Here is a 20410-nt window from a genome sequence, read left to right on the forward strand (position 1 = left end):
TTGCTAATTTGAATGGGCACAATGGGATTATAAGTTTGTGAAACCTTATTTAGAAAATCTATTCTCTATTTAACATTGCGAACGTTCAACTTTTATCCCTTTATTTTGTAGTAACATGCTACTTAATACATATGATGGCTAAATAATTTATAAAAAATAATTCACTAATTATTTGATAGTTATAAATTTCTTTGTACTTTTGCAGTCCCTTATTGGGGAAAGTATGTCTTGAGCGAAGCCCTACTGCTTCGATGGACTTTAATTAATTTAATTTATAACATGTCAGGAATTATTGGTAAAAAAGTAGGAATGACCAGCCTGTTCAATGCTGAAGGGAAAAACATCCCTTGTACAGTAATCGAGGCTGGGCCGTGCGTGGTAACGCAGATACGTACGGTAGAGAAGGACGGTTATTCAGCTGTTCAACTTGGCTATGATGATGCTAAGGAAAAGAACACAACTGCTCCTCTTAAAGGACACTTCGCGAAAGCGGGCGTGACTCCTAAGCGTAAACTAGTTGAATTCAAAACTTTCGAGGATGAGAAATCACTAGGTGACATCGTTGATGTAACTTTATTCGAAGAAGGTGAGTACGTAGACGTAGTTGGTACTTCAAAAGGTAAAGGTTTTCAAGGTGTTATGAAGCGTCACGGATTTGGTGGTGTAGGTGGTGCGACTCACGGTCAGCACAACAGACTACGTGCTCCAGGTTCATTAGGTGCTTCTTCTTGGCCTTCACGTGTATTCAAAGGAATGCGCATGGCGGGTCGTACAGGTGGTGAGCGTGTAAAGGTTCAAAACTTACAAGTATTGAAAGTTTATGCTGAGCAAAACCTAATCGTAGTTAGTGGCTCTATCCCAGGAGCTAAAGGTTCTTACGTAATCTTAGACAAATAGTAGAGATGGAAGTTAATGTATTAAATTTATCAGGTAAAGAAACAGGTGCCAAGGTGCAACTTCCTGAAACAGTTTTCGGTGTAACACCTAACGACCATGCGATCTATTTAGATGTGAAACAATACTTAGCGAATCAACGCCAAGGTACTCACAAGTCTAAACAACGTAATGAAATCGCGGGTTCTACTCGTAAACTACACAAACAAAAAGGTACTGGTGGTGCTCGTGCGGGTTCTATCAAATCTCCATTGTTTAACGGTGGTGGTCGTGTATTCGGTCCTCAACCTCGTGATTACTCGTTCAAATTGAACAAAAAATTGAAACAAGTAGCACGTAAATCAGCGTTATCTTACAAAGCACAAGAAAACAATGTTGTAGTTTTAGATTCAGTATCATTCGATACAATCAAAACTAAAAACTATGTAGCTTTAGTTAACGCATTAAATGTAGCTGACGAAAAAACTTTATTAGTATTGCCAGCTTACGATAACAATGTTTATTTATCAAGCAGAAACTTGAAAAAAGCAAAAGTTGTAGTAGTGTCAGAATTAAATACATATGATGTATTGAACGCTACTAAATTATTGTTAACTACAGATTCTGTTAAAACTTTGGAGGAAGCATTCGCTAAGTAATATGGAGATTATTAAAAAACCTATTTTAACTGAGAAAGCTTCATTATTAACGGAGAAATTGAACCGTTATGCTTTCAAAGTAGATCATAGAGCTAACAAAATTCAGATTAAATCTGCTATCGAAGAAATGTTTGGTGTAACTGTAGTTGCAGTAAATACTTCAGTAGTAGCTGGTAAAGCAAAAAGCCGTTACACTAAAGCAGGATTCGTTTCTGGAAGAGCTCCTAAGTATAAAAAAGCCATCATCACAATTCAAGATGGTGAAACTATTGACTTTTACAGTGTTATATAAATAAAAAATGGCAGTTAAAAGATTCAGACCGGTTACCCCTGGTACTCGTTTCAGAGTAGGCGCAGACTATTCTGATGTTACTACAAACGTTCCTGAAAAGTCGTTGGTAGTAGGAGCAAACAAAAGATCAGGTGGTCGTAACAAGACTGGTAAAATGACTATGCGTTATATCGGTGGCGGACACAAGAAAGTTTACCGTATTATAGATTTCAAACGCGATAAAAAAGAAATCCCAGCAACAGTAGCTACTATCGAGTACGATCCAAACCGTACAGCACGTATTGCATTATTGCACTACGCGGATGGTGAAAAACGCTACATCATCGCTCCTACAGGATTACAAGTTGGTATGACTGTAATTGCAGGTGAAAAAGTTGCTCCAGAAGTAGGTAATACATTACCATTAGCAAACATTCCATTGGGTTCTATCATCCATAACATCGAATTGAATCCTGGTCAAGGTGGTTCAATCGCTCGTTCGGCTGGTACTTATGCTCAATTGTCTGCTCGTGACGGTAAATATGCTATTATCAAATTGCCATCAGGCGAAGTTCGCATGATCTTATTGACATGTGTTGCGACTATCGGTTCAGTATCAAATGCTGAAAAAGCTAATCAAGTATTAGGTAAAGCTGGTCGTAAACGTCACTTAGGTCGTCGTCCTCGCGTTCGTGGTGTTGCGATGAACCCAGTTGATCACCCTATGGGTGGTGGTGAAGGCCGTACATCAGGAGGTCACCCACGTTCTCGTACAGGTGTGTTAGCTAAAGGTTTCAAAACACGCTACAAAAAGAAAACATCGAATCGTTACATCATTGAAAGAAGGAAAAAATAATGGCTCGTTCAATTAAAAAAGGTCCTTACATCGATCACAACTTAGAAAGAAAAGTTCTTTCTCAGAATGAAACAAACAAAAAATCAGTAATCAAAACTTGGTCTCGTAGATCAATGATTTCACCTGATTTTGTTGGCCATACCTTCGCAGTGCACAACGGGAATAAATTTATTCCAGTTTATGTAACAGAAAATATGGTTGGTCACAAGCTTGGTGAATTTGCGCCTACGCGTACATTCAAAGGCCACGCAGAAAAGAAAAAATAATAGGTAATGGAAGCAACAAAAAAAGTTAAGAAGTCTGTACTTATCAGACAACGCAAAGAGCAGGCAAAAGCTCAAACAGGAGGAGCTTCTACTGCCAAATTATTGAATTGCCCTACTTCTCCACGCAAAATGCGTTTAGTAGTGGATCTTATCCGTGGCGAGAAAGTAGAGAACGCTCTTTACATTCTAAAACATTCAAGCAAAGAGGCAGCAGCTCGCGTAGAGAAATTGTTATTATCTGCAATCAAAAACTGGGAATCTAGCAACGAAGGTGCATCTGTCGCAGACAGCGCATTATTCGTAAAAGAAGTTTCAGTAGGTGGTGGTCGTCAATTGAAAAGATTACGTCCAGCTCCTCAAGGTCGTGGATATAGAGTACGCAAACGCTCAAACCACGTAACATTGGTAGTAGATAGTTTAAATAACGTTAACAACTAATTTATTATAGAATGGGACAAAAAGCAAATCCAATAGGTAGCAGATTAGGAATCATCAAAGGATGGGATTCTAACTGGTTCGGCGGAAAGAACTATTCCGATAAATTAGTTGAAGACCAAAAAATCAGAAAATATCTTTCTGTACGTATCGCTAAAGGTGGCGTAGCTAAAGTTGTTATTGAAAGAACTTTGAAACGCATCACTGTAACTATTCACACGGCTCGTCCAGGAATCGTTATCGGTAAAGGTGGTCAAGAAGTTGACAAGATCAAAGAAGAGTTGAAAAAATTGACTAAAAAAGATGTTCAAATCAACATCTTCGAGATCAAACGTCCAGAACTAGATGCTAAATTAGTAGCTGAAGGTGTAGCTAAGCAATTAGAAGCTCGTATTTCATTCCGTCGTGCAATGAAAACTTCTATCGCTTCTACAATGCGTATGGGCGCAGAAGGTATCAAAATCATGTGTTCAGGTCGTTTAGGTGGTGCTGAGATGGCTCGTACTGAGCAATACAAAGAAGGAAGAACTCCTCTACACACATTACGTGCTGATATCGACTACGCTTTAGCAGAAGCTTTAACTACTTACGGTAAAATTGGTATCAAAGTATGGATCTGTAAAGGTGAAGTTTACGGTAAACGTGACTTATCTCCTAACATTGGTCAAACTTCTAACACGAAAACTCGTGGCGGAAACGAAGGCGGTGAGCGTCGTGATAACCGTGGTGGTAATAACCGTGGTGGTCGTCGTGACAACAACCGTGGTGGAAACCGTGGCGGACAAAACCGTGGTGCTAAAAAAGATTAATTAATAACAAGATTTAAAATTGTCCCGTCATAGGGCGGGATTAAAAAAATACGAACATGTTACAGCCAAAAAGAACGAAGTTCAGAAAGATGCAAAAAGGCCGTATGAAAGGTAATGCTTCTCGTGGAGCAGAATTAGCTTTCGGTTCTTTCGGTATCAAATCAATGGAAGAAGCATGGATCACTAGCCGTCAAATCGAGGCAGCTCGTATCGCGGTAACACGTTATATGAAACGTGAAGGTCAAGTATGGATCCGTATCTTCCCTGACAAACCGGTTACTAAAAAGCCTGCAGAGGTACGTATGGGTAAAGGTAAAGGTGCTCCTGAATATTGGGTAGCAGTTGTAAGACCAGGCCGTATGTTATTCGAAGCAGAAGGTGTATCTTTAGAAATTGCTAAAGAAGCTTTACGCCTTGCAGCTCAAAAATTACCGGTACAAACTAAGTTTGTAATACGTAGAGACTACGTTGAAGCATAAAAATCGTTGGTAATGTCAATAGTTTAGCCTCTCGACCGTTACTCGGGAGGCATCATATAAACAGAATTGATAACCCAGCATAACACTGAAAACAATGAAAAATTCAGAAATCGTAGAATTAGCAAATGACGCTCTAACAGCTAAATTAGTTGAAGAAAAAGCAGCGTTAAACAAATTGAAATTTGCACATGCTGTTTCTGCTTTAGAAAACCCTAACGTTTTGAAAGCAGCTCGCAAAAATATCGCTCGTATCTCTACTGAGATCTCTAAGCGTAAAAATGCAGCAAAATCTGAAACAGCCTCTGAGGCGTAAAAATCAAAGTCGAAATGGAAAGAAATTTAAGAAAAACAAGAATCGGCTTAGTAGTTAGCAACAAGATGGACAAATCTATCGTAGTAGCTGTTGAACGTAAAGTAAAACACCCTATCTATGGTAAATTCGTTAAGAAAACTACTAAATTCAAAGCTCATGACGAAACTAATACCTGCGGTATCGGCGATACGGTATTAATCATGGAAACTCGTCCGCTGAGTAAAACAAAGAACTGGAGATTAGTTGAAATATTAGAAAGAGCTAAATAACATGGTACAACAAGAATCAAGACTAAATGTAGCTGACAACAGCGGTGCTAAAGAAGTTTTAGTTATCCGTGTGTTGGGCGGTACGCGCAAGCGTTATGCATCAATCGGTGATAAGATTGTTGTATCTGTAAAGAGCGCTATGCCTTCAGGAAACGTAAAAAAAGGATCAGTTTCTAAAGCAGTAGTAGTACGTACGAAAAAAGAAATCCGTCGTAAAGATGGTTCTTACATTCGTTTCGATGACAACGCTGCAGTATTATTAAATAATAATGATGAACCTCGTGGAACACGTATTTTCGGCCCAGTTGCCCGTGAATTACGTGAGAAACAGTTCATGAAGATTGTATCACTAGCACCGGAGGTTTTATAATTATGGCACAGAAAACAAAAACAACTCACAAAATCAAAATTAAAAAAGGTGATTTAGTGAAAGTTATCGCTGGTAACTCTAAAGGTGTTCAAGGAAAAGTATTGCAAGTTTTAGTGGATGCAAACAGAGCTATCGTAGAAGGCGCTAACATCGTAAAAAAACACACTAAACCTAGCGCAGCTAATCCTCAAGGTGGTATTATCGAGAAAGAAGCTGCTATCAACATCTCAAACTTAGCTTTGATTGATCCTAAAACAGGAGCTCCTACTCGTATAGGTCGCAAAGTTAATGCAGATGGCAAAATTGTTCGTTACGCTAAAAAATCAGGGGAGGAAATTAAATAATGACTTACGTACCAAGATTAAAAGCGAAATATGCGGAAGAAATCCGTACAGCGCTTAAAGAAAAATTCCAGTATAAAAGCGTTATGCAAGTTCCGAAACTTGAGAAAATTGTCGTATCACAAGGTATCGGTGCTGCAACAGCAGATAAAAAATTAATCGATAACGCTATCGCTGAATTAACATTGATTACTGGTCAGCAAGCAGTTGCTACTAAATCGAAAAAAGATATCTCTAACTTCAAACTTCGTAAAGGAATGCCAGTTGGTGCTCGTGTAACATTACGCGACAACAACATGTACGAATTCTTAGACCGTTTGATCGCAGTATCTTTGCCTCGTATCCGCGATTTTCGTGGTATCAATGACAAAGGTTTTGACGGAAGAGGTAACTACAACTTAGGTATCACAGAGCAAATCATTTTCCCAGAGATCAACATTGACAAAATCAACAAAATCGCTGGTATGGACATCACTTTCGTGACTTCAGCTGGAAATGATATCGAAGCGTTGGAGTTATTAAAACAATTCGGTTTACCATTCAAAAATCAAAATTCGAACAACAATGGCTAAAGAAGGATTAAAAGCACGCGAAGTTAAACGTCAAAAATTAGTTGCTAAATATGCAGCTAAACGTGCAGCTCTTAAAGAAGCTGGAGACTACGCAGCGTTAGACAAATTACCTAAAAATGCTTCACCAGTTCGTTTACACAACCGTTGTAAATTAACAGGTCGTCCTAAAGGATATATGCGTCAGTTTGGTATCTCTCGTGTAACTTTCCGTGAGATGGCACTTGATGGAAAAATCCCAGGGGTAACAAAAGCTTCTTGGTAATCAAGAAAAAATAATTATTTTTGCCCGGATAAGTCTGAAATAAGGCTTATCAGGGCTTTTGCATTGCAATTTATTTTTTAACCGACAGTAGGTCTGGCACTCCGTGAGAGAAGAAGAAACCATTGTCACAATATTTTTACATAATGAATACAGATCCAATAGCGGATTACCTTACACGAGTAAGGAATGCCATTAAGGCCAACCACAGGGTTGTTGAAATTCCTGCATCGAACCTTAAAAAAGAAATCACAAAAGTTCTTTTTGACAAAGGTTACATTGCTAATTACAAATTCGTAGAAGAAGGACCTCAAGGTTCTATCAAAATCGCGTTGAAGTATAACCCAATTAGCAAAGTACCGGCTATTCGCACTTTGACACGTGTGAGTAAACCTGGTTTAAGAAAGTATGCAAGTGTTGACAACATGCCTCGCGTTTTAAACGGTTTGGGTATCGCTATCTTATCTACATCTAAAGGTGTAATGACAGATAAAGAAGCTCGCTTACAAAACGTAGGTGGTGAGGTTTTATGTTACGTTTATTAATCTAGGAAAAAAAACACGAAGAAATGTCAAGAATTGGAAAAGCACCTATCGCTATTCCTGCGGGAGTATCGGTGACTGTATCAGACAAGAATCTGGTTACAGTAAAAGGTCCTAAAGGTGAATTATCACAACAAGTAGATAGCGACATTACAGTAAAAGAAGAAGATGGTAACATCGTAGTATCTCGCCCTACTGAACAAAAGAAACACAAAGCATTACACGGTTTATACCGTTCACTATTAAACAATATGGTGATTGGTGTAACTGAAGGTTACAAAACTACTCAAGAGTTAGTTGGTGTAGGTTACCGTGCTGCAAACACTGGTAATACATTAGAGTTAACTTTAGGTTTCTCTCACCAGATCGTTTTCGTATTGCCAAAGGAAATTAAAGTTACAACTACTGCTGAAAAAGGTAAAAACCCTACTATTACTTTAGAGTCTGTAGACAAGCAATTGATCGGACAAGTAGCAGCGAAAATCCGCAGCTTCCGTGCTCCAGAGCCTTACAAAGGTAAAGGTATCAAGTTCGCGGGTGAAGTATTAAGAAGAAAAGCAGGTAAATCAGCTAAAAAATAATAACCATGGCAGGAAGTAAAACATCTCGCAGAGAGCGAATCAAACAAGGAATTAGAAAAAACCTTGCTGGCACAACTGAGCGTCCACGTTTATCAGTTTTTAGATCTAATAAAGGTATCTACGCACAAGTTATCGACGATACTACAGGTAAAACTTTAGCTGCAGCTTCAAGCTTATCTAAAGATTTCGTAGCATCAGGAAACAAAGTAGAACAATCTAAAGCTGTAGGTAAATTAGTAGCTGAGAAAGCTGTTGCAGCAGGTATTAGTAAAGTAGTTTTTGACCGTAATGGGTACTTATACCACGGCCGTGTTAAATCATTGGCAGAAGGTGCTCGCGAAGGCGGTTTAGACTTTTAATCAAGAAAGATAATGGCATTAAGCAATATTAAAAGAGTAAAATCAAGCGAAATTGAGTTAAAAGATCGCTTAGTAAGCATCCAACGCGTAGCAAAAGTAACTAAAGGTGGTCGTACTTTCAGTTTCTCAGCTATCGTAGTTGTTGGTGATGAAAACGGTATCGTAGGTTACGGTTTAGGTAAAGCTAAAGAGGTTACTGAAGCTATCACTAAAGGTATCGATGACGCTAAGAAAAACTTAGTGAAAGTTCCAATTATCAATGGAACTGTTCCTCACGCTCAATACGGTAAATTTTCAGGTGGTTCAGTTTTAATTAAACCAGCTGTAGGTGGTACTGGAGTATTAGCAGGTGGTGCGATGCGTGCCGTATTAGAATCTGCTGGTATCAAAGACGTATTAGCTAAATCATTAGGATCATCAAACCCACACAACGTAGTGAAAGCAACTATTGCAGCATTAGCAGATTTGCGTGATGCATATACAGTAGCTCAACACCGCGGTGTCGATTTAAATAAAGTATTTAACGGTTAATTATCATGGCAAAAATCAAAATTACCCAGATAAAGAGCGTTATCGACAGAAGCGAGCGCCAAAAGAAAACTATTGAGGCATTAGGTTTGAAAAGAATCAACCACTCAGTAGAAGTAGAAGCTACTGCGGCTATCATCGGAATGGTACGTAAAGTAAACCATTTAGTTGCTGTAGAAGCTATCTAATAAGCAAAAATATACTACATGGAAGGAGTGCTTCACTCTTTCCATTAGTTGTTTATTAATATTATTTGTTAATCGTTGTCTCCTGTATAGTGAAAGCGAAGGGGCAACACAATCTTAGTTTAAAAAATGAACTTAAGTAATTTAAAACCAGCAGCTGGTTCAACAAAAAGCAGAAAACGTATTGGTCGTGGTCAAGGTTCTGGTCGTGGTGGTACATCTACACGTGGTCACAAAGGTGCTGGCTCACGTTCAGGTCACTCTACTAAAATCGGTTTCGAAGGTGGTCAAATGCCTTTGCAACGTCGTGTACCTAAATTCGGTTTCAAAAATGCTAACCGCGTAGAATACAACGGTGTGAACTTAGACATCTTGCAAGCTCTTGTTGAAAAACACAACTTGACAGTTATCGATTTCGATACGTTGAAAGCACATGGTTTAGTTTCTAAAAATGATCTAGTAAAGGTATTAGGTCGTGGCGAGTTAAAAGCTAAAGTTGAAGTTAAAGCGCATGCATTCTCAGCGTCTGCTCAAAAAGCAATCGAAGCTGCAGGTGGTTCTATCGTAAAACTTTAATACATGAAAAAACTAATCACAACCTTAACCAATATATGGAAGATTGAAGATTTACGTAACCGTATCTTGAATACGTTGCTATTTCTTCTAATTTATCGTATCGGATGTCACGTGGTACTGCCAGGTGTCGATCCTAGTGCGTTAGCAAGTGTAGGCGAAAAAGAAGGCTTACTAGGCATGATCAACATGTTCTCTGGAGGTTCTTTCTCTCGTGCTGCAATATTTGCCCTTGGTGTAATGCCTTACATCTCGGCTTCTATCGTTGTACAATTATTGGGGATTGCAGTTCCTGCTTTTCAAAAAATGCAAAAAGAAGGTGAATCTGGTCGTAAAAAAATGACTCAGATTACACGTTACCTAACAGTAGCGATCACATTGGTACAAGCTATAGCTTATGTGAAGACTCAAATCGATGCTTCAGCAAAAACTATCGCAGACCCAATGTTCACTATTCTAGCTGCTATTGTTTTATCTGCAGGTACTTTGTTTGTGATGTGGTTGGGTGAGAAAATCACCGATAAAGGTATTGGTAATGGTATATCTTTGATTATCATGGCCGGTATCATCGCACAATTACCAGGCGGTATTATTGCCGAATGGGGTTCTCGTATGAGTCCTAGTGGTGGTGGTATTATTCCATTTATCGTAGAGTTTATTGCTTTATTCTTTGTTGTGATCTTTACTATATTGATCGTACAAGGGGTTCGCAAGATACCAGTACAATATGCTAAGAAAATTGTTGGTAATAAACAAGTAGGTGGTGTACGTCAGTACATTCCTTTGAAAGTAAACGCAGCAGGTGTAATGCCTATTATTTTTGCGCAAGCGATCATGTTTTTACCAATGTCGTTGGCACAATTTTTCCCAAGTCTTCAATCTGACTTCTTGACTTCATTGACGGATTTCACTTCACCAGCTTATAATATTACGTTTGCAATATTGATTATTGCATTCACGTTCTTCTATACAGCTATCATGGTGAATCCACAACAAATGTCAGAGGACATGAAGAAGAATGGTGGTTTTGTACCAGGCATCAAACCAGGATATGATACAAACTTATTCATTGATAATGTAATATCACGTATCACATTCCCAGGTGCAATCTTTATAGCTATTATAGCCATACTACCAGCGATGGCAAGTGCAGCGGGAGTTAACAATAACTTTGCTCACTTCTACGGAGGTACTTCGCTATTGATTTTGGTAGGGGTAGTGTTAGATACACTTCAACAAATCGAATCTCATTTGTTAATGCGTCACTATGATGGATTGATGAAGACTGGCCGTGTTAAAGGTCGTTCGGCTGTTGGAGTAGAAGGGTATGATCAATCAGCTATTTAATTCTTTAGATGTCTAAAGTAATTTATAAAACAGAAGAACAAATCGAGCAAATTCGAGAGTCAGCAAATGTACTCTCGAATTTACTTGCTGAAATTGCCAAGGTTATCAAACCTGGTATTACAACCATTTCATTGGACAAGTTAGCTTATGACTTTATTCAGGATCATGGAGGTACACCAGCGTTTTTGAATTACCATGGTTTTCCTTATTCCCTATGTATTTCTGTAAATGATCAAATCGTACATGGTTTCCCTAGTGACTATGTCATCAAAGATGGTGATTTAGTTTCTGTAGATGGTGGGGTAAATCTTAATGGTTTTATTTCAGATTCAGCATATACATTCGGTGTAGGTGAAATATCAGAGGAAGCTCAATTACTATTAGACGTAACAAAAGCTTCTTTACAAAAAGGAGTAGAACAGGCTGTTGCTGGCAAACGTGTGGGGGATATTTCTTCAGCCATTCAAGAATATGTTCAACCTCATAATTTCGGTATCGTAAGAGAATTAGTAGGTCATGGTGTGGGTCTTAACTTGCATGAAAAACCTGAAGTTCCTAATTACGGTAAACGCGGTTCAGGACCAAAATTGGAACCAGGACTAGTGATCTGTATTGAACCAATGATTAATGCAGGCAAAGCTGGAGTGAAGTTTTGGGATGACGGTTGGACGGTGAGCACTGTAGATGGAAAGCTTTCTGCTCATTTTGAGCAGATGGTTGCGATTCGAAAAGGTACACCAGATGTATTGTTGAATTTTGATGAAATTGAAAAAGTTTTAAACAAAAAGTAGTTGGTATACAATATTTTTTGTTATCTTTGCACTCCTGTTAAGTGCAGGTTGTTAAAACGTAAATAAGAATTGATATATGGCTAAACAAGCCTCAATAGAACAAGACGGAGTTATCAGAGAAGCATTATCTAATGCTATGTTTCGTGTAGAATTAGAAAATGGGCATGAAATCATTGCTCATATTTCGGGTAAAATGCGTATGCACTACATCAAAATTCTTCCAGGAGACAAAGTTAAATTAGAGATGTCCCCTTATGATTTAACAAAAGGTAGAATAACGTATCGTTATAAATAAGATAGCGCTCTGTGAAGAGCTTTAACAATTTTATTACAATGAAAGTAAGAGCATCAGTAAAAAAACGTAGCGCGGACTGTAAAATCATCCGTCGTAAAGGAAAGATTTTTGTGATCAACAAAAAGAACCCTAAATTCAAACAACGTCAGGGATAATTAATTAACAAAATCGCTTAAAAAATTATATGGCAAGGATATCAGGTATAGATTTACCTAAAAACAAAAGAGGTGTTATTGGCCTTACCTACATTTTCGGTATTGGTCGTGCCACTGCTGCTTATATCTTGGATAAAGCAGGGATTAGTCAAGACGTTAAAGTATCAGAGTGGAACGATGATCAATTAGCAGCTATTCGTACTATCATCAACGATGAGATCAAAGTAGAAGGTGCATTACGTTCAGAAGTTCAGTTAAACATCAAACGTTTGATGGATATTGGTTGTTACCGTGGATTACGTCACCGTAAACACTTACCAGTTCGTGGTCAACGTACTAAAAACAACTCTCGTACTCGTAAAGGTAAACGTAAGACAGTTGCAAACAAGAAAAAAGCTACTAAATAATAAGTAAGAAATGGCTAAAAGTAAAAAAGTTACTAAAAAACGTATCGTTGTTATCGAGCCTGTAGGTCAAGCTCATATCAATGCTACTTTTAACAACATTATTATTACTTTGACTAACAATTCAGGTCAAACTATTTCATGGTCATCAGCTGGTAAAATGGGCTTTAGAGGTTCTAAAAAGAACACTCCATACGCTGCAGGTCAAGCTGCTTCAGACTGTGGTAAAGTTGCTTACGACTTAGGATTACGTAAAGTTGAAGTTTTCGTTAAAGGACCAGGTGCAGGTCGTGAATCAGCGATCCGTACATTACAAACTGTGGGTATTGATGTAACTACTATCAAAGATATTACACCACTTCCTCACAACGGTTGTCGTCCTCCAAAACGTAGAAGAGTTTAATAATATTATTGTTTAAGATAAGATTCGTCAGCTAAAGGCTGATTGATACTTCAAACAGAGAAAAGAAATGGCAAGATATACAGGACCTAAGTCCAAAATTGCACGTAAATTCAGAGAGCCAATTTTCGGCCCTGATAAAGCATTAGAGAAAAAAAATTATCCTCCTGGACAACACGGTCCATCAAAAAGAAGAGGTAAACAATCTGAATACGCTATTCAGTTGTTAGAAAAACAAAAAGCTAAATATACTTACGGAGTTTTAGAGCGTCAATTCTCTAACTTATTCGTAAAAGCGTCTGCAAAACACGGTATTACAGGTGAGAACTTCTTGAAATTATTAGAAGCTCGTTTAGATAACGTTGTATACCGTTTAGGAATTGCTCCTACTCGTTCAGCAGCACGTCAATTAGTTTCACACAAGCATATTACTGTTAACGGCGAAGTTGTTAACATTCCATCATATAGCATCCGTCCAGGCGATGTAATCGCTGTGCGTGAGCGTTCTCAAACTTTAGAAGCTATCACTACTTCAGTAGCTGGTAGAGCAATCAACAAATATGGTTGGTTAGAGTGGGATGCTAAAAATCTTACTGGTACATTCTTAAGCTACCCAGAAAGAGCAGATATCCCTGAGAATATCAAAGAAAACTTAATCGTAGAGTTGTACTCTAAATAATAATTAATAGCGATATGCATAATCCTCGATGGATTATGCATATACTATTAAGAATACATTGTTGAAAAAATATTAAAATATTATAAATGGCAATTTTAGCATTTCAAAGACCGGATAAAGTTATCATGCAAAAATCTACGGATTTTGATGGTACTTTCGAATTTCGTCCATTAGAGCCAGGTTTTGGTGTAACAATTGGTAATGCTTTGCGCCGTATTTTATTGTCCTCATTAGAAGGATATGCAATTACGTCGATTAGAATTTCTGGCGTGTCTCACGAATTCTCTACTATCAAAGGTGTAGCAGAAGACGTAACAGAAATCATCTTAAATTTGAAACAAGTACGTTTCAAAAAAACAGGTGAACAAGGAGACAGCGAGAAAATCTTTGTAGTTATCAATGGTCAAGAACAATTCAAAGCTGGTGATATCACTAAGTTTTCTAACAACTTTACAGTGTTGAACCCTGACTTAGTAATTTGTAACATGGAGAGCTCAGTTACTATTGAGGTCGAATTGTCAGTTGCTAAAGGTCGTGGTTACGTAAATGCGGAAGAGAATAAAGTAGCTGATGGTCCTGTAGGTGTAATCGCTATCGATTCGATCTACACTCCGATTAAGAATGTGAAATATACCATTGAAAACTACCGTGTAGAGCAAAAAACTGACTACGAGAAATTGTTGTTAGACATCTCTACTGATGGTTCTATTCACCCAGAAGATGCTTTGAAAGAAGCTGCTCGTATCTTAATTCAACACTTCATGTTGTTCTCTGACGAAAATATGTTGTTAGAGTCACAAACTAAAGAAGAAACTAAAGTTGTTGACGAGGAAATCTTACACATGCGTAAGATCTTAAAAACAGAATTAGTGGATTTAGATCTTTCTGTTCGTGCATTGAACTGTTTGAAAGCTGCTGATATTCGCAGTCTAGCTGAGTTAGTAACTTATGACGTAGCTGACATGTTGAAATTCCGTAACTTCGGTAAAAAATCATTAAGCGAAATTCAAGAGTTGGTAAAATCGAAAGGTTTATCATTCGGAATGAACTTGTCTAAATATAAATTAGACGAAGACTAATATTAATTAAATAATTAAGCGACCTGTTGCATAATTCCTCGAACGAAGTTAATTAAGTAAGAATATAGAAGTCAGAATTTTTCTAACTTTTAAGTTCTAACTTCAAACTTCCAGCGAACGGTATGCGCAAAAAACAAAAACTAAAATGAGACACGGAAAAAAAGTAAATCACTTAGGCCGCACTGACAGTCACCGTAAGGCGATGTTAGCTAACATGGCGACTTCATTGATCAAACACAAACGTATTACTACTACTTTGGCTAAAGCTAAAGCATTACGTAAATATGTTGAGCCATTGATTACTAAATCTAAAACTGATACGACTCACTCACGTCGTACAGTATTCGCTTACTTAAAAGATAAAGACGCTGTAACAATCTTGTTCCGCGAGATCTCTGAAAAAGTAGCAACTCGTCCAGGTGGTTACACTCGTATCATTAAATTAGAAAACCGTTTAGGTGATAATGCTGAGATGGCATTCATCGAGTTAGTAGATTACAACGAAGTTTATGGCAAAACTGCTAAAACTGAGAAAAAATCTACACGACGTCGCGGTACTTCTAAGAAAAAAGCTGCTGAGACTGCTGACACAGTAGAAGTTGCTGAAGAAGTAAAAGCTGAAGAAACAGCTGCTACAGAAGAAGCTCCTGCTACTGAAGAGAATAAAGACTAATTTTAGTTTTAATCTTATAAACAAAGCCTATCATCAGCGATGATAGGCTTTGTTTATTTATTTGGGTTTTCAATCTTAGATGAAAGTTCACTTTACTATGGAATTTCTCTGTAATATCCTATGAAAGTTTGCATCATTAAGGCTACTAATTAACTATATTTGTCAAGTATTTTGTGAATACACCGACATCATTATTAATATTAAAAAATGAACCTATTTAATGTTTACCCGATCAATCCTATTAACATTGTTAAAGCACAGGGTTCTACAGTTTGGGATTCGGAAGGTAATGAATATCTAGATCTTTATGGAGGTCATGCTGTTATTTCAATTGGACATACCCATCCACATTATGTACAGCGTATTACTGAACAATTAAATAATATTGGATTCTATTCAAATTCTATTGAGATTCCTATCCAAAAGCAATTAGCTCAACAATTAGGTGAAGTTTCAGGTAAAGAAGATTACACGTTATTCTTGTGTAATTCAGGAGCTGAAGCAAACGAAAATGCATTAAAGCTGGCTTCTTTCCACACTGGACGCAAGAAAGTGATTGCTTTTACTAAGGCGTTTCATGGACGTACCTCTTTAGCAGTGGCTGCTACAGATAATCCATCTATTGTAGCTCCCGTTAATCAAACAGACAATGTTTTGTTTTTACCATTCAATGATGAAGAAGCTTTGACAAAGGCTTTCTCGGAATCTGGAGTGGAAATTGCAGCAGTCATTATTGAAGGTATCCAAGGAGTTGGCGGTATTCGTGAGGCATCAGTTTCATTTTTGAAATTAATTCGTTCATTGTGTGACCAATACGGAGCGGTGTATATAGCTGATTCGGTACAGTGTGGTTACGGTCGAACTGGTAACTTCTATTCGCACGACTATGCGGGTGTAGATGCAGATATCTATTCTATGGCCAAAGGTATGGGGAATGGTTTCCCAATTGGAGGTATTGCTATTGCGCCCAAATTCAAAGCTTCTTATGGCTTATTAGGCACTACTTTTGGGGGTAACCATTTAGCTTGTGCTGCTGCAGTAGCTGTATTGGATATTATCAAGCAAGATAATTTAGTGGAAAATGCCCAAACAGTAGGATCTTACTTAATCGAAGAATTAAATAAATTCGATAAAGTACTAGAAGTAAGAGGACGTGGTTTGATGATCGGCATTGAATTACCTGCAGAATTAGCTAATGTGAAGAAAGATTTGTTATTAAAAAATCGAATCTTCACGGGTGAAGCAAAACCAAATGTGATTCGTATTTTACCAGCGTTGAATATCACAAAAGAAATTGCAGATAGATTTTTAACTGCTTTGGACGAACGTCTTAAAGCGTAACATTAAATATTCATAGATAATATATCAATGAAAAAGTTTTTCTCCGTAGCGGATGTTGATAGTTTGGATGCTATCGTCAAAGAAGCTTTAGAATTAAAAGCAAATCCTAATGCGAATGAAGCCTTAGGTAAACATAAAATGTTAGGTTTGGTATTCTTAAACCCAAGCTTACGTACACGTCTTAGTACGCAAAAAGCAGCTATGAACCTGGGCATGAACGTAATGGTCATGAATATGGACAAAGATGGCTGGGCTTTGGAAACTCAGGATGGTGTGGTGATGAATGGTACAACAGTAGAGCACATTCGTGAGGCTGCTGCTGTCATGGGCGAATACTGTGATATCTTAGGTTTGCGTTCATTTCCTTCATTGAAAGATAAAGAAGCGGATTATACCGAAGATTTGTTCAACAAGTTTATCAAATTCTGTGGTGTTCCAGTAGTTTCGTTAGAAAGTGCAACACGTCACCCATTACAAAGTTTGACTGATTTAATTACGATTACTGAGCACAAAAAAGTAGCTAAACCAAAAGTGGTATTGGCTTGGGCTCCACATGTGAAAGCATTGCCACAAGCAGTGCCAAATTCATTTGCGGAATGGATGTCAAAAGCACAAGAGCAAGGTTTGGTTGACTTCACTGTTGCTCATCCTGAAGGATATGACTTAGCAGAAGATTTCACTAAAGGGGCTACTATTACCAATAATCTGGATGAAGCATTAGCTGGTGCTGATTTTGTATATGTAAAAAACTGGTCTTCGTACAAAGAATACGGTCAAGTCTATCCAGTAAGTGAAAATTGGATGATGGACAACAAAAAGCTAGCATTGACAAATGATGCTAAAGTAATGCACTGTCTTCCTGTTCGTCGCGATTTAGAATTGTCTTCTGAAATCTTGGATGGTCCTAATTCATTGGTGATCAAGGAAGCGAGCAACCGTGTGTGGGCTGCGCAAGTTGTATTGAAAAGAATGTTAGAAAGTCTAAATAAATAAGCAGATAAGTATGTCAAATAGTACATTGAATATTATTAAAATCGGTGGTAATGTAATTGATGATGATATTCAATTAGAAGCTTTCTTAGAAAAATTTGCAGCCATTCCAGGAAAAAAAATCTTGGTACATGGTGGTGGTAAGATTGCAACTCGTATAGCTTCCAAATTAGGTTTAGAAGCGAAAATGGTCGAAGGACGTCGTATTACAGATAAGGAAATGCTAGACGTGGTGACGATGGTTTATGCTGGTCTAACCAACAAGAATATTGTGGCAACGCTACAGAAATATAAATGCGATGCTATCGGTTTGAGTGGAGCAGACGGAAATGTGATCAAAGCGGTAAAGCGTCCGGTAAAGGAAATCGATTACGGTTTTGCAGGTGATATCTTAGCGGATTCTGTAAATTCCTTGGCGATTAAGAAATTCCTAGACGCAGGTTTCACTCCTATTTTTTCCGCTATTACGCACAATGGTAGTGGACAGCTGCTAAACACAAATGCAGATACTATTGCTTCTGCTTTGTCTACAGCAATGGCGGATCATTATGAAACCTGTTTAATTTACTGTTTTGAGAAAAATGGCGTGTTAATGGATGTGAATGACGAAAATTCGGTCATTGAAAATATTACTGCTAAGGATTTTTCAAAATATAAAGAACGCGGTATTATTAGTGATGGAATGATTCCGAAATTGCAAAATGCATTTGATGCGATAAACAAAGGAGTTAAATCCGTATATATAGGCAATGCTTCGAATTTGCATTTGTTTCAACAGCAAAAATTCGGAACCTGTCTTATCAATAAGTAATTAATTTTACAAACCTAAATCATGAGCAAGATAACAATAATAGGATCGGGAAATATCGGTTTATCATTAGCTAAAGGCTTGGTGAAATCTAATATTTACAAGGCTGAAAATATCGTCTTAACACGTAGAACTTTAGCTTCTTTAACAGAAGAAGCTGCGTTGGGTTTTGGTGTGAGTGCGGATAATTCTGAAGCGATTAAAGGCGCTGAAATCGTTGTTTTGGCAGTTCTTCCACAACAGATTAAAAAAGTTATGGAGGATATTTCAGCGATGGTAGAACCCCACCAAATTATTGTTTCTGTAGCTTCAGGAGTTTCTTGTCAGGATGTAAAAGAAATTTTAGGTCAGGATAAGATTGTCGTGCGTGCAATGCCAAATACGGCTATTGCTATTGGGCAGTCTATGACTTGTATAGCAACAGATAATGCAAGTGATCAAGCGGTAAACCAAGTCGAAAAGTTATTTGAAGCCGTAGGATCGGTAGTGGTTATTAACGAAGATTTAATGACTTCTGCTACAGCTTTATGTGCTTGTGGTATTGCGTTCTTCTTGCGTGCTATTCGTGCCGCTTCCCAAGGTGGTGTTGAAATAGGCTTTCATGCGCATGATGCGTTAAAAATGGCCATTCAAACGGCAAAAGGTGCCGCAGATTTGTTATTACAGACGAATAGCCACCCAGAGAGTGAAATTGATAAAGTAACTTCACCTAAAGGCTGTACTATTGCAGGATTAAACGAAATGGAGCATAATGGATTGAGCTCTGCCTTCATCAAAGGAATTAAATTGTCAGCGAAAAAAGCTGGCGGACTATATAATGAATAAAAATATAGATCAACTTATTGAAGATAGTAAATCTCTATTGGCACAGCTGATAGAGATTCCTTCTTTTAGTAGGGAGGAGGAACAAACTGCGGATTGTATCAGTAGTTTTCTTATCGAACGTGGGATTTCGAATAATCAAGTAGGAAATAACGTAATTGCTTATAATACACATTTTGATCCTTCGAAACCTACTATTCTTTTAAATTCGCATCACGATACAGTAAAACCAAATCCTGGCTATACCAAAGATCCATTTAAAGCAATTATCGAAGATAATAAACTCTATGGATTGGGTTCTAACGATGCTGGTGGTTGTTTGGTTTCGTTGATAGCTACCTTTTTATATTACTTCAATGACGAAAATCTAGCCTATAATATCTGTTTAATCGCCTCGGCAGAAGAAGAGGTTTCAGGAAAAAATGGTATAGAGGAAGCATACAAGCATGTGCATCCATGTGATTTTGCAATTGTAGGCGAACCGACATTATTGGATTTAGCTGTAGCAGAAAAAGGTCTAATGGTCTTAGATTGTACCGCTCAGGGCGAATCTGGTCATGCTGCGCGTGAAGAAGGTGTCAATGCGATTTATAAAGCTATTGAAGATATCAATTGGTTTAATACCTATAAATTCTCAAAAGAATCGGAATTCTTAGGTCCTGTGAAAATGTCTGTCACGGTTATCAATGCAGGGTCACAACACAATGTTGTTCCAGCAGAATGTAATTTCGTGGTGGATGTTCGTACAACGGATGTTTATTCTAATATAGAGGTGTTGGATATTATCCAAACTCATGTAAAATCTGACGTGAAGGCGCGATCTACACGTTTAAATCCATCAACGATACCTGTAGAACATCCAATCGTTCAAGCAGGCTTATCCATGGGTAAGAAGATGTATGGCAGTCCCACAATGAGTGATCAAGCTCTTTTACCAATTCCTTCTATCAAAGTGGGGCCAGGAGATTCGGCACGTTCGCACACTGCGGATGAATTTATCTATCTGAAGGAAATAGAAGAAGGAATTAAGTTTTATATAGAATTATTAGGCAAAGTCTTAAAATAAAAAAGGAAGTCAACTTCCCC

General features: G+C 37.8%; 34 protein-coding genes. All 34 read left to right on the plus strand.

Going from position 1 to position 20410, the window contains the following annotated elements; all coding sequences use genetic code 11:
- Positions 1-279: 279 nt before the first annotated feature.
- Positions 280-897 (plus strand): 50S ribosomal protein L3, encoded by a 618-nt coding sequence (gene rplC / locus G5B32_RS14920; protein WP_165292316.1) that lies wholly within the window; start codon positions 280-282, stop codon positions 895-897.
- Between the two features lie 5 nt (positions 898-902).
- Positions 903-1532: a 50S ribosomal protein L4 gene (gene rplD / locus G5B32_RS14925; protein ID WP_165292317.1), complete on the plus strand. Its 630-nt coding sequence runs from the start codon at positions 903-905 to the stop codon at positions 1530-1532.
- A gap of 1 nt (position 1533) precedes the next feature.
- Positions 1534-1824, plus strand: coding sequence for a 50S ribosomal protein L23 (rplW, locus tag G5B32_RS14930; RefSeq protein WP_159633085.1), 291 nt, complete (start codon positions 1534-1536; stop codon positions 1822-1824).
- A 7-nt stretch (positions 1825-1831) separates the two neighbouring features.
- Positions 1832-2659 (plus strand): 50S ribosomal protein L2, encoded by an 828-nt coding sequence (gene rplB, locus G5B32_RS14935; protein ID WP_132777942.1) that lies wholly within the window; start codon positions 1832-1834, stop codon positions 2657-2659.
- Positions 2659-2925 carry a 30S ribosomal protein S19 gene (gene rpsS / locus G5B32_RS14940; protein WP_132777943.1) on the plus strand — a complete coding sequence of 89 codons (267 nt, stop codon included), beginning with the start codon at positions 2659-2661 and terminating at the stop codon, positions 2923-2925. The genes rplB and rpsS overlap by 1 nt, the downstream gene beginning before the upstream one ends.
- 6 nt (positions 2926-2931) lie before the next feature.
- Positions 2932-3363, plus strand: a complete 432-nt coding sequence (rplV, locus tag G5B32_RS14945; RefSeq protein WP_165292318.1) for a 50S ribosomal protein L22 — start codon at positions 2932-2934, stop codon at positions 3361-3363.
- An 11-nt stretch (positions 3364-3374) separates the two neighbouring features.
- Positions 3375-4169 carry a 30S ribosomal protein S3 gene (rpsC, locus tag G5B32_RS14950; RefSeq protein ID WP_165292319.1) on the plus strand — a complete coding sequence of 265 codons (795 nt, stop codon included), beginning with the start codon at positions 3375-3377 and terminating at the stop codon, positions 4167-4169.
- Between the two features lie 56 nt (positions 4170-4225).
- Entirely contained in the window at positions 4226-4648 is a 423-nt protein-coding gene (gene rplP, locus G5B32_RS14955) for a 50S ribosomal protein L16 (protein WP_045753978.1), read from the plus strand.
- Between the two features lie 94 nt (positions 4649-4742).
- Positions 4743-4961: a 50S ribosomal protein L29 gene (gene rpmC / locus G5B32_RS14960; RefSeq protein WP_165292320.1), complete on the plus strand. Its 219-nt coding sequence runs from the start codon at positions 4743-4745 to the stop codon at positions 4959-4961.
- Between the two features lie 14 nt (positions 4962-4975).
- Positions 4976-5230: a 30S ribosomal protein S17 gene (gene rpsQ, locus G5B32_RS14965; protein WP_099370336.1), complete on the plus strand. Its 255-nt coding sequence runs from the start codon at positions 4976-4978 to the stop codon at positions 5228-5230.
- A gap of 1 nt (position 5231) precedes the next feature.
- Positions 5232-5600 carry a 50S ribosomal protein L14 gene (gene rplN, locus G5B32_RS14970; RefSeq protein WP_132777948.1) on the plus strand — a complete coding sequence of 123 codons (369 nt, stop codon included), beginning with the start codon at positions 5232-5234 and terminating at the stop codon, positions 5598-5600.
- A 2-nt stretch (positions 5601-5602) separates the two neighbouring features.
- The gene (gene rplX / locus G5B32_RS14975) at positions 5603-5944 is read left to right on the plus strand and encodes a 50S ribosomal protein L24 (RefSeq protein WP_165292321.1); all 342 of its coding nucleotides are present in this window, start codon (positions 5603-5605) and stop codon (positions 5942-5944) included.
- Entirely contained in the window at positions 5944-6513 is a 570-nt protein-coding gene (gene rplE / locus G5B32_RS14980) for a 50S ribosomal protein L5 (protein WP_159633100.1), read from the plus strand. Before rplX ends, rplE begins: the two co-directional genes overlap by 1 nt.
- Positions 6506-6775, plus strand: coding sequence for a 30S ribosomal protein S14 (rpsN, locus tag G5B32_RS14985; protein ID WP_149912421.1), 270 nt, complete (start codon positions 6506-6508; stop codon positions 6773-6775). Before rplE ends, rpsN begins: the two co-directional genes overlap by 8 nt.
- A 140-nt stretch (positions 6776-6915) precedes the next feature.
- Positions 6916-7317: a 30S ribosomal protein S8 gene (gene rpsH / locus G5B32_RS14990; RefSeq protein ID WP_223225069.1), complete on the plus strand. Its 402-nt coding sequence runs from the start codon at positions 6916-6918 to the stop codon at positions 7315-7317.
- A gap of 23 nt (positions 7318-7340) precedes the next feature.
- Complete coding sequence (gene rplF / locus G5B32_RS14995) at positions 7341-7895, plus strand: 50S ribosomal protein L6 (protein WP_165292322.1); 555 nt, start codon at positions 7341-7343, stop codon at positions 7893-7895.
- Between the two features lie 5 nt (positions 7896-7900).
- Positions 7901-8254, plus strand: coding sequence for a 50S ribosomal protein L18 (rplR, locus tag G5B32_RS15000; RefSeq protein WP_159633106.1), 354 nt, complete (start codon positions 7901-7903; stop codon positions 8252-8254).
- 12 nt (positions 8255-8266) lie between these two features.
- Positions 8267-8785, plus strand: a complete 519-nt coding sequence (gene rpsE, locus G5B32_RS15005; RefSeq protein ID WP_165292323.1) for a 30S ribosomal protein S5 — start codon at positions 8267-8269, stop codon at positions 8783-8785.
- A 5-nt stretch (positions 8786-8790) separates the two neighbouring features.
- The gene (gene rpmD / locus G5B32_RS15010) at positions 8791-8970 is read left to right on the plus strand and encodes a 50S ribosomal protein L30 (protein ID WP_099365466.1); all 180 of its coding nucleotides are present in this window, start codon (positions 8791-8793) and stop codon (positions 8968-8970) included.
- Positions 8971-9096: 126 nt separating this feature from the next.
- On the plus strand, positions 9097-9543 hold the full coding sequence (gene rplO, locus G5B32_RS15015) for a 50S ribosomal protein L15 (RefSeq protein WP_165292324.1): 447 nt from the start codon (positions 9097-9099) through the stop codon (positions 9541-9543).
- 3 nt (positions 9544-9546) lie between these two features.
- On the plus strand, positions 9547-10887 hold the full coding sequence (gene secY, locus G5B32_RS15020) for a preprotein translocase subunit SecY (protein WP_165292325.1): 1341 nt from the start codon (positions 9547-9549) through the stop codon (positions 10885-10887).
- Positions 10888-10895: 8 nt separating this feature from the next.
- Positions 10896-11678 (plus strand): type I methionyl aminopeptidase, encoded by a 783-nt coding sequence (gene map, locus G5B32_RS15025; RefSeq protein ID WP_165292326.1) that lies wholly within the window; start codon positions 10896-10898, stop codon positions 11676-11678.
- Between the two features lie 76 nt (positions 11679-11754).
- Entirely contained in the window at positions 11755-11973 is a 219-nt protein-coding gene (gene infA / locus G5B32_RS15030; RefSeq protein ID WP_010599888.1) for a translation initiation factor IF-1, read from the plus strand.
- Between the two features lie 38 nt (positions 11974-12011).
- A complete protein-coding gene (gene ykgO, locus G5B32_RS15035; protein WP_021071232.1) occupies positions 12012-12128 on the plus strand; it encodes a type B 50S ribosomal protein L36 in 117 nt (38 codons plus the stop codon).
- Between the two features lie 29 nt (positions 12129-12157).
- Positions 12158-12535: a 30S ribosomal protein S13 gene (gene rpsM / locus G5B32_RS15040; protein ID WP_165292327.1), complete on the plus strand. Its 378-nt coding sequence runs from the start codon at positions 12158-12160 to the stop codon at positions 12533-12535.
- Between the two features lie 10 nt (positions 12536-12545).
- A complete protein-coding gene (gene rpsK / locus G5B32_RS15045) occupies positions 12546-12935 on the plus strand; it encodes a 30S ribosomal protein S11 (protein ID WP_159633127.1) in 390 nt (129 codons plus the stop codon).
- A 67-nt stretch (positions 12936-13002) separates the two neighbouring features.
- On the plus strand, positions 13003-13611 hold the full coding sequence (gene rpsD / locus G5B32_RS15050) for a 30S ribosomal protein S4 (protein ID WP_165292328.1): 609 nt from the start codon (positions 13003-13005) through the stop codon (positions 13609-13611).
- A gap of 86 nt (positions 13612-13697) precedes the next feature.
- Positions 13698-14690: a DNA-directed RNA polymerase subunit alpha gene (locus G5B32_RS15055; protein WP_165292329.1), complete on the plus strand. Its 993-nt coding sequence runs from the start codon at positions 13698-13700 to the stop codon at positions 14688-14690.
- 145 nt (positions 14691-14835) lie between these two features.
- Positions 14836-15363, plus strand: a complete 528-nt coding sequence (gene rplQ / locus G5B32_RS15060) for a 50S ribosomal protein L17 (protein WP_165292330.1) — start codon at positions 14836-14838, stop codon at positions 15361-15363.
- Between the two features lie 207 nt (positions 15364-15570).
- Positions 15571-16704, plus strand: a complete 1134-nt coding sequence (locus tag G5B32_RS15065) for an aspartate aminotransferase family protein (protein WP_165292331.1) — start codon at positions 15571-15573, stop codon at positions 16702-16704.
- Positions 16705-16731: 27 nt separating this feature from the next.
- Positions 16732-17697: an acetylornithine carbamoyltransferase gene (locus tag G5B32_RS15070; RefSeq protein WP_165292332.1), complete on the plus strand. Its 966-nt coding sequence runs from the start codon at positions 16732-16734 to the stop codon at positions 17695-17697.
- A gap of 10 nt (positions 17698-17707) precedes the next feature.
- Entirely contained in the window at positions 17708-18505 is a 798-nt protein-coding gene (gene argB, locus G5B32_RS15075) for an acetylglutamate kinase (protein WP_165292333.1), read from the plus strand.
- Between the two features lie 21 nt (positions 18506-18526).
- Complete coding sequence (gene proC / locus G5B32_RS15080) at positions 18527-19327, plus strand: pyrroline-5-carboxylate reductase (protein ID WP_165292334.1); 801 nt, start codon at positions 18527-18529, stop codon at positions 19325-19327.
- The gene (locus G5B32_RS15085) at positions 19320-20390 is read left to right on the plus strand and encodes a M20 family metallo-hydrolase (RefSeq protein ID WP_165292335.1); all 1071 of its coding nucleotides are present in this window, start codon (positions 19320-19322) and stop codon (positions 20388-20390) included. The genes proC and G5B32_RS15085 overlap by 8 nt, the downstream gene beginning before the upstream one ends.
- The last annotated feature ends 20 nt before the right edge of the window (positions 20391-20410 follow it).

This window comes from Sphingobacterium sp. SGL-16 (assembly GCF_011043515.1).
Taxonomy (GTDB): domain Bacteria; phylum Bacteroidota; class Bacteroidia; order Sphingobacteriales; family Sphingobacteriaceae; genus Sphingobacterium; species Sphingobacterium litopenaei.